The sequence below is a fragment of the Amycolatopsis sp. NPDC004079 genome (assembly GCF_040610415.1).
Classification (GTDB): Bacteria; Actinomycetota; Actinomycetes; order Mycobacteriales; family Pseudonocardiaceae; genus Amycolatopsis; species Amycolatopsis halotolerans.
Genome location: NZ_JBEXMH010000144.1, coordinates 1 through 7270 on the forward strand (window position 1 = coordinate 1; position 7270 = coordinate 7270).

At 68.2% G+C, this 7270-nt stretch carries 9 protein-coding genes; 2 read left to right on the forward strand and 7 right to left on the reverse strand.

Annotated features, from left to right (window positions below; all coding sequences use genetic code 11):
* Positions 1–158: 158 nt before the first annotated feature.
* The 6 genes from ABZX37_RS49025 to ABZX37_RS49050 form a co-directional block, all read right to left on the reverse strand.
* A complete protein-coding gene (locus ABZX37_RS49025; protein WP_354751214.1) occupies positions 159–767 on the reverse strand; it encodes a response regulator transcription factor in 609 nt (202 codons plus the stop codon).
* Positions 764–1825, reverse strand: a complete 1062-nt coding sequence (locus ABZX37_RS49030; RefSeq protein WP_354751215.1) for a sensor histidine kinase — start codon at positions 1823–1825, stop codon at positions 764–766. The genes ABZX37_RS49025 and ABZX37_RS49030 overlap by 4 nt, the downstream gene beginning before the upstream one ends.
* A 10-nt stretch (positions 1826–1835) precedes the next feature.
* Positions 1836–2243 (reverse strand): hypothetical protein, encoded by a 408-nt coding sequence (locus tag ABZX37_RS49035; protein ID WP_354751216.1) that lies wholly within the window; start codon positions 2241–2243, stop codon positions 1836–1838.
* A gap of 143 nt (positions 2244–2386) precedes the next feature.
* The gene (locus ABZX37_RS49040) at positions 2387–3376 is read right to left on the reverse strand and encodes a hypothetical protein (RefSeq protein ID WP_354751217.1); all 990 of its coding nucleotides are present in this window, start codon (positions 3374–3376) and stop codon (positions 2387–2389) included.
* Positions 3377–3742: 366 nt separating this feature from the next.
* Positions 3743–4432, reverse strand: coding sequence for an alpha/beta hydrolase (locus ABZX37_RS49045; RefSeq protein ID WP_354751218.1), 690 nt, complete (start codon positions 4430–4432; stop codon positions 3743–3745).
* 85 nt (positions 4433–4517) lie between these two features.
* Complete coding sequence (locus ABZX37_RS49050; RefSeq protein ID WP_354751219.1) at positions 4518–5282, reverse strand: helix-turn-helix transcriptional regulator; 765 nt, start codon at positions 5280–5282, stop codon at positions 4518–4520.
* A gap of 86 nt (positions 5283–5368) precedes the next feature.
* Here ABZX37_RS49050 and ABZX37_RS49055 point away from each other — a divergent pair, with 86 nt between their 5' ends.
* Positions 5369–6133 carry a sulfite exporter TauE/SafE family protein gene (locus ABZX37_RS49055; RefSeq protein WP_354751220.1) on the forward strand — a complete coding sequence of 255 codons (765 nt, stop codon included), beginning with the start codon at positions 5369–5371 and terminating at the stop codon, positions 6131–6133.
* Here ABZX37_RS49055 and ABZX37_RS49060 read toward each other — a convergent pair.
* On the reverse strand, positions 6126–6482 hold the full coding sequence (locus ABZX37_RS49060; RefSeq protein WP_354751221.1) for an ArsC/Spx/MgsR family protein: 357 nt from the start codon (positions 6480–6482) through the stop codon (positions 6126–6128). The two genes, ABZX37_RS49055 and ABZX37_RS49060, sit on opposite strands and share 8 nt — an antisense overlap.
* Before the next feature lie 110 nt (positions 6483–6592).
* Between ABZX37_RS49060 and ABZX37_RS49065 the strand changes: the two genes are divergently transcribed.
* Entirely contained in the window at positions 6593–7126 is a 534-nt protein-coding gene (locus ABZX37_RS49065; protein ID WP_354751222.1) for a GNAT family N-acetyltransferase, read from the forward strand.
* Positions 7127–7270: the final 144 nt, after the last annotated feature.

Consider the following 7270-nt stretch of genomic DNA (forward strand, 5'->3'; position numbering starts at 1 on the left):
CTCCCCCGCACCCCGATACGAAGCCTCCCTGCGGTTCGGGGGTGATTGTCAAGGCATCTTTCCCGCCTTGACAAGCACCCCCGAACCGTCAGCACAATCAACCTTCGGGGTGCCCCACGCACGCCAAGGCCGATGTCGCCGCCAGGCGACGAGCCGAATCACAACCACCCCCGATCATCAGCGACCCGAACCGCCCCCATCCGATTCCTCGCCCCTGTCTTGGCAATAGCCCCAGACAAATAATTCCGCACCGTCCCCTCGGACAAATACAAACTCCCCGCGATCTCGGCAACCGATCCCCCACCCCGAGCCGCGATCAACACATCCCGCTCCCGCGCGGTCAACGGCGATTCCCCCGCGGCCAAAGTCGCCACCGCCAGCGCCGGATCCACCACCCGCTCCCCCTGCATCACCCGCCGAATCGCGTCCCCCAACGCCTCAGCCGGAGCATCCTTAACCACAAACCCAACCGCCCCGGCCTCCATGGCCCGCCGCAAATACCCGGCCCGCCCGAACGTCGTCAAAACCACCACCCGGCACCCCGGCACCTGCTCCGCCAAAACAGCAGCTGCGGCCAACCCGTCCAACCCAGGCATCTCGATATCCAGCAACGCCACATCGGGGGAACACTTCAACGCGGCCCCCACCACCTCATCCCCCCGCCCCACCTGAGCGACCACCTCGAAGTCGTCCTCAAGATCAAGCAGGGTCCCCAACGCCTGCCGCACCAACACCTGATCATCCGCGAGCAACAACCGAATAGTCACGATTCCCCCACTGTCACCCGCAACCGCCACCCGCGAGGCCGCACTGCCCCCGCCTCCATCCGCCCGCCGGCGGCGAGCACCCGATCCCGCAACCCGGACAGCCCATTCCCCGGATTCGCCAAAGAACCAACACCGTCGTCCCGAATCTCCACGGCATCCCCCGAAACGATCACCGCGCAAGCAGTAGCCCGAGAATGCCGAACCACATTAGTCAGCCCCTCCCGAACCACCCACCCGAACAATTCCTGATACGGCCCATCCACGGCAGTAGGAAAATCCGCGCTGATCCCCGCGGCCCGCAACAATTCCCGCCCCCGCGCGAGCTCTCCGGCAAGCGTCACATCCCGATACCCCGAAACAGCAGCACGAACATCCGCAAGCGCCTGCCGGGACAACTGCTCGACCTCGCCAATCTCCTCGACCGCTCGCTCATCCCCCTTAGCTGCGAGTCGCCGGGCAAGATTGCTCTTCACCGTGATCGCGGTAAGCGAATGCCCCAGCAGATCATGCAAGTCCCGCGAGATCCGTGACCGCTCCGCATCCGCGGCCAACCGCTCCACCTCCGCCCGCGCCTGCACCAACGCCCGATTCGCCCGCAACGCCTCCGCGAACGCGACCACCACCAACACGGTGAACACCAGTGCGGCCGCCTGCGCCCAACCAGGATCCGTATGCCAGACCACCCAAGGCACCAGCACAGTCACCGCGGCAGCGACCGGAACGACGACCACGCCCCAACGCGGCAACCGCGGAACAGCGAGCGACACCACCACCGCAAGCAGGTAAAACGCGTTGGCTTGAGCGAGCGGCAGCAGCACGACGAACAGCGCCGTCAACACCCCGGTCAGGATCCAGAAAGCCCGGCTCCGGAACTGGTAAGCAGCTACCCCCGCCCCGATGTAGCAGGCACAGAACGCCAGCAGCACCACCACCGCCACCGGCTGGTCGGCAGTCTGGGCGAGAACGATCAGCGGGTACACCAGGAGGCCGGCGTCCAGCACGAGCCGGCGCCAGCCCAGTACCCAGCGTTGCGCGTCGGAATCGGGGCCGCGGTCCACGTCCGGCACGCTACTCGGAGAACAGCGAGCGCACGTGCCGTCCGTTGACCAGGACGACCACCCCCAGCAAAAGCAGCCCGCAGACGCCCTGCTCAAGCCGGACCCACAGCGGCAGGAATCCCGGAATCGACACGATGACAATGATCGCGACCGTCATCACCGCCGAAACGATCCGGAGCCGCAGCAGCCCTCGTTTCGATCCGCGCGCCGCGCTTCTCGCGAACAGGAAGGTGAGCAGCGCACTGGCGGCCACGATCGTGGCGCGGACCCAGACGACGTCGGTGACCATCGACGGGTCGTTGCGGAGGAGGACGATCGCGCCCAGGGTGAGCACGCTCAGCGCCAGGTAGGCCCCGGTGAGGGCGCGGACCGCCCGGATGCGAGGTTGTTCGGAAACCGTTGCGGGACGGGAGTTCATGACTGTCCTTTCCGGACCCTTGATCGGCCCGGTGGATCCGGAACCGCTTGCCCGTCCCATGATGGGCGGACGGGCAAGCGGGCCGTAGTGTCACCGCGCATCGGAGCGCGATGACATTTGTCAGAACCCGGTCATCCGCGACGTCAGCGGGCGGCGGTGAGCTTCGGCCCGATCGCCGCGCCGGCGACCACGAGCACGGCGCCGAGGACGAGCAGATACGCGCCGAGGCCGATCTTCGACAGGTCCTCGGAGAACATCGCGACGATCCCCGCGATGTGGAAGACCAGCATGAGGGTGGCCCGGCCCGCGAAGACGGTGCGGTACCACCAGAAGTTCGGCGGAGTGAGTTCCCGGCGGCGGATCCCGCTGAACCAGTACGCGGACCTCTTCGTGCGGAGCACGCCGAGCGTCCACGGGAGAGTGGACAACAACGTCGCGGCGATCAAGATGAAGGCGAGGAACCGCACGTACATCGCGGCGAAGCTGTCCGTGCCGGACGTCAGCTGGCTGAAGATGTCGATGAAGGTGACCGACGTGCTTTGGGAGCCCCGGGTGAACGTGACCCAGGGGATGAAGAGGGCGACGATCTCGAGGATGCCGCCGAGAGCCACGGGAATCGCGCCGAGCCCGGGGGTGGTGAGCGGCTGGTGCTGGGGCAGGAAGCCCTGGCCGGGCTGGGGCGCGGCGTAACCGGAGCCCGGCTGCTGCTGGGGCGGGTAGCCCGGCTGTTGTGCCGGATAACCCTGCTGGCCGGGGTAGGCCGCTTGGCCGGGGTACGGCTGGCCCGGCGGGAACTGACCGGGGTGCGGCTGGCCCGGCTGCCCCGGGTACTGCGCCTGCCCAGGCTGCCCGGGGTACTGCCCCGGCTGCGGCTGCCCGGCCTGGCCGGGGTACGAACCCGGCGCGGGCTGGCCCGGGTACTGCTGCGCGGGCTGCCCGTACTGCGGCGGCGGCCCAGGCTGCGGCGGATAGCCGGGCTGAGTTCCGGGCTGTTGCGGATAACCCGGCTGAACCCCGGGCTGCTGCGGATAACCGGCCCCGGCGCCCGGCGGAGGCGCCTGCCATCCCGGCGGGACCGCGCCCGGCTCCTGCGGCGTGCCCGGCTGCTCCTGTGGACCCCCTGAGGTGCTCATGGCCGCCGATGGTAACTGCCGCACCGGCGCGGCGAACGGCGAAAATCCGGCTCGGCTATGACAAGTCCGCACAACGAGATCGGGTGGCTCCCCGAGCGCCGCACAACTATGCCGCCGACCAGGCCAATCGCCGAAACCACGCCCGGTGGATCGCGCGGCCGGACCGCCGGCCGAGTCCGCCGCATCGCACCCCGCACCACCGATCTCCGCCCGCCGATCGGCGCAACGCACCCGCATGCGCACCTGCTCCAGGATCGCTCCGCGCGAACCGATGTCGCGCGCCCCGGCACTCCGCGCGATCCAGCGCCATGCGCCCGCGCTGCGCATCTGCCCCGCGCAGCGCGGACCGGCCTCACTCGCCCAAGGTCACCGGGCAGCGCGCAGGATCAGTTCCGCCACGACGTCCGGCTGCGAAACCAGCACCGCGTGCGAAGCGTCCGCCACCTCGACTACCTCCGCCTCCGCGCGTTCCGCCATGAAACGCTGCGCCGCGGGCGGGATGTTCTTGTCCGCGGTCGGAATGAGGCTGTACACCGGCAATCCCTTCCACGCCGGTGCGGGCGAAGCCTCGTCCAAGGCCGCCGCGGCGATCGGGCGTTGGCCCGCGGCCATCAGCCGAGCTTGCGCGGCGGGGACGTCCGCGGCGAACTGCTGGTGGAACAGGTCCTGCCGGACATAAAGGTCGACGCCCTCCGGCAGGTTGACCTGCTCCAGCGTCTCGCCAAGGGTCCCGCCCGGGAACTTTCCGGCCAGTTCGCCCGCGCTTTCGCCCTCGTCCGGGACGAAGCCCGCGATGTAGACCAGCGCCTGCACCCCGGGGTGGCCCACGGCGGCGGCCGAGATCACCGAGCCGCCGTAGGAGTGGCCGACCAGGACGATCGGGCCTTCGATGCTGTCCAGCAAAGACCGCACGGAGGCGGCGTCCTCGGCGACTCCGCGCAGCGGGTTCGCCGCCGCGATCACCCGGTGTCCGGCTGCTTGCAGCCGCTCGATCTCCCCGTTCCAGCTGGACGAATCCGCGAACGCGCCGTGCACCAGAACGACAGTGGCAGTCATGGGGTCCTCCTCAGAGAAAGTTCCGAACGAGGACAACAGTACAACTTAGTTGTACACAATCAAGTTGCACTCAATGAGATCTGGGTCACGGCTCGCGATAGGACCGGGGCGGGGCGCCGAGCAGGCGGCTGAACATCGTGGTGAACGCAGCCGGGCTTTCGTATCCGAGGGTGACCGCGACGTCCGCCACCGGAAGGTCCGCAGCGAGCAACGGGAGCGCGTGCAGCACACAGGCCCGCTCTCGCCAGCGGGCGAAACTCAAGCCCGTCTCGGCACGGAACAGGCGGTGCAGGGTCCGTTCGCTGACGTGCAGCTCCGCCGCCCAGCGCGACGGTGGGTCGTGGACGTCGGGAGCGTCCGAAAAGGACTGACACAGTGCGCGCAAGCCTTCGTGGCGCGGCCAAGGGAGTTCGAGCGGCAGCGGAACGCAGCGGGAGATTTCTTGCAGCAGAAGGGAAATCAGCGCGGCATCGCGGCCGCGGCGAGGGTATTCCGGGACGACGTCAACGGCTCCCCGGAGCAATTCGCGCAGCAGGGGCGAGACGTCGACGGTCTGGCAGCGGCGCGGGAACCACGGCACGGCGGACGGCTCCAGATAGAGACTGCGCGTGGTCACGTTCATCATCACGACGCTGTGGTCGGTCTCCGGCGGGATCAGCACCGCGCGCCGGGTCGGGACGGTCCACGTTCCGTCGGCCGTTCCGACGCGCATGGAACCGGTGGCGCCGTAGAGGAACTGCGCGCGGCGGTGGCGATGCGGCGGCAGGAAGTGGTCCGGCGGGTAGTCCGTGCTGATCGCGAGCACGGCCCGGGGCAGGGCGTCGACCTCGGACAATGGAACGTTGCGCATGCCTCCAGAGTAGGTGTCCGAAGCTCGAAAGAACCTGGCGAATCTTCGGATGCACGCCGCACCCGGCACGACCTACCTTGAAGCCAGTGTTGACCTCGATTCTGATTCTTCTGCTCTTCGGCTGCCTGAGCGGCGTGACGACCGTGTTGTTCGGTTTCGGCGGCGGATTCGTCACCGTGCCGGTAGTAGCGGCGGTCACGAGCCGCGGTGACGCGATGCATGTCGCCGTCGCTACGTCCACGGCAGTGATGGTCGTGAACGCGATCAGCGCGACCGTGGTGCAAGCGCGGGCCGGACGGCTCCGTCGCGAGTACATCTGGCCACTCGCCGCATTCGTAGCGATCGGTGCCGTAGTGGGTTCGGTGGCCGCGACCTATGCCGGGGACGGACTGTTGCGCGTCCTGTTCATCGCCTACCTGGCAGTGACCATTGTGGACAGCCTGGTGCGCGGCGGATTCCTTAAGCCGCAAGGGGAACCGAAACCGTTGAGCACGTTCACGACGACCGCGGGCGGGGTCGGAATCGGTGCGGTAGCGAGTTTCCTCGGGGTGGGCGGCAGCGTGATGACGGTGCCGCTGTTGCGCCGCAAGGGGCTTCCGATGGCGGACGCGGCCGCGATGGCGAACCCGCTCAGTGTGCCCGTCGCGGTGGTGGCGACCGCGGTTTACGCGACGGCCGGCGGCGGGCCGTCGGGGTATCTCGACCCGATCGCGGGCGCGGCGCTGCTGGCCGGTTCGCTGCCGACGATCGCGCTCGTCCGGCGGGTCGCCGACCGGTTGCCGGACAAGGTGCATGCCGTCGCGTACGTGGTGCTGCTGGCGGCGGCGCTGATCGCCGTGGCAGTCAGCTGAGCACCGACCGCACGGTTTCCTCGTCGCGGGCGACCACCGTGGTGCCGTCGTCGGCGGTGATGATCGGACGCTGGATCAGCTCCGGGTGCGCGGCGAGCGCGGCGATCCACCGCGGCCCGTCTTCCGGCGTCCGGGTCCAGGATTTCAGCCCGAGTTCCCCGGCGATTTTCTCGCCGGTGCGGGTGATGTGCCACGGGTCGAGGCCGAGCCGGTCGAGCACCGCGACGAGTTCCGCCTCGGTCGGCGGGTCCTCCAGATAGCGGCGCACGGTGTACTCCGCGCCGGCCTCGTCGAGCAGCGACACCGCCGAGCGGCACTTCGAACACCGCGGGTTCACCCAGATCTCCACGCGCGCAGTCTAACCCCGCCCATATCGGGAGGAGTCCTTGCCGGACAAGAGCCTTCGGTGCGTCCTGCATCACCTGCCCGGACCGGGTGGAACGGGCGTACCGTTCGTACATGACCCTGCCGCTGACCACCGACCGTCTCGTGATCCGGGACTGGACGGCTGACGACGCCGAAGCCGCGTTTCAGATCTACGGCTCTTCCGATGTGACGCATTGGCTGACTCCCGCCATGGACCGCGTCGGCGATGCCGCCGCGATGCGGTCGGTGTTGCAGGCTTGGCAGGAGGCGCAGCCCAATTTGATTCCGCCGCGGGGGAGGTGGGCTGTTGAGTCGCGTTCCGATGGGCGGGTTATCGGCGGACTGGGGATTCGGTTGCTGCCGCCTTATCGGGAGGATTTGGAGCTGAGCTGGCAGTTGCGGCCCGAGGAGTGGGGGCACGGGTATGCGACTGAGGCTGGGCGGGCGTTGGTGGAGTGGGCGTTTTCCCAGGATGGGACTGATGAGTTGTTCGCGGTGGCGCGGCCTAGTAATTCCCGGGCTATTGCTACTGCGGAGCGGATTGGGATGCAGTGGGTCGGGGAGACTACTAAGTATTACGATTTGAGGTTGCAGGTTTATCGGGTTCGGCGGGGGGACGTTGTTTGAGTCTCCTCCTTGGGGGTCGGCTCGTCGCCTGGCGGCGACATTGCCGTGGTGGTTGCGTGGGGCACCCCGAAGCTTGATTGTGATGACGGTCTGAGGGTGGTTGTCAAGGCTGGAAAGATGCCTTGACAACCACCCTCAGACCGC